Raw genomic sequence first — 1,145 nt, 5'->3', positions numbered from 1 at the left:
CAGGCCCGCGCCGGGTTGCTGCCCAACCTTTCGGCAGGTGCCGAAATGCTGAACACCCGCACCAAGCTGGACGAACCATCGGCCACCAGCAACCGCAGCGGTAATACCTGGAGCGCGACCCTGGCGCAGCCGATCTTCCGCGCTGACCGCTGGTTCCAGTTGCAGGCGGCCGAGGCGGTCAACGAACAGGCGGCGCTGGAGCTGTCGGCGACCGAACAGAACCTGATCCTGCAAACTGCACAGAATTACTTCGCCGTGCTGCGCGCCCAGGACAACCTGGCCGCGACCAAGGCTGAAGAAGCTGCCTTCAAACGCCAGCTGGATCAGTCCAACGAACGCTTCGACGTCGGCCTCTCCGACAAGACCGACGTGTTGCAATCCCAGGCCAGCTACGACACGGCGCGGGCCAACCGGATCATTGCCGAGCGCCAGGTACAGGATGCCTTCGAGGCCCTGGTGACCCTGACCAACCGGGAATACACATCGATTCAAGGCGTGGTCCATACCCTGCCGGTGCAGGTCCCTACGCCCAACGACGCCAAGGCCTGGGTCGAAACCGCCGGGCGCCAGAACCTCAACCTGCTGGCCACCAACCACGCGGTCACCGCTGCCGAGGAAACCCTGCGCCAGCGCAAGGCCGGCCACGCGCCGACCCTGGACGCAGTTGCCAAGTATCAGAAGGGTGACAACGACAATTTCGGTTTCACCAACCCCGCACCGGCCCCCGTTACGCGCTATAGCGGCGATGTCGAGCAGACCAGCATCGGCTTGCAGCTGAACATCCCCATCTACAGCGGTGGCCTGACCAGCTCGCAAGTGCGCGAGGCCTATCAGCGCCTGAGCCAGAGCGAGCAGCAGCGTGAAAGCCTGCGACGCCAGGTGGTGGAGAACACCCGCAACCTGCACCGCGCGGTGAATACCGATGTGGAACAGGTGCAGGCGCGCAAGCAGTCAATCATCTCCAACCAGAGCGCGCTGGAAGCAACCGAAATCGGCTACCAGGTGGGTACCCGCAATATCGTTGACGTGCTTGATGCCCAGCGCCAGCTGTACACCTCGGTGCGCGACTACAACAACAGCCGCTATGACTACATCCTCGACAACCTGAGCCTGAAGCAGGCGGCCGGCACCTTGAGCCCGCAGGA

1 protein-coding gene is annotated in these 1,145 nt (G+C 63.6%); it reads left to right on the top strand.

The genetic code is table 11. The annotated features are described in order from the left end of the window. On the top strand, window positions 1–1,145 hold a 1,145-nt coding region (locus CAF70_RS25960; RefSeq protein ID WP_085701488.1), incomplete at both ends, for a TolC family outer membrane protein.

This window comes from Pseudomonas sp. B19(2017) (assembly GCF_002113165.1).
Taxonomy (GTDB): domain Bacteria; phylum Pseudomonadota; class Gammaproteobacteria; order Pseudomonadales; family Pseudomonadaceae; genus Aquipseudomonas.
Note: the sequence above shows the minus strand (reverse complement) of the source record. Positions and strands in the feature narration are given on the sequence as shown.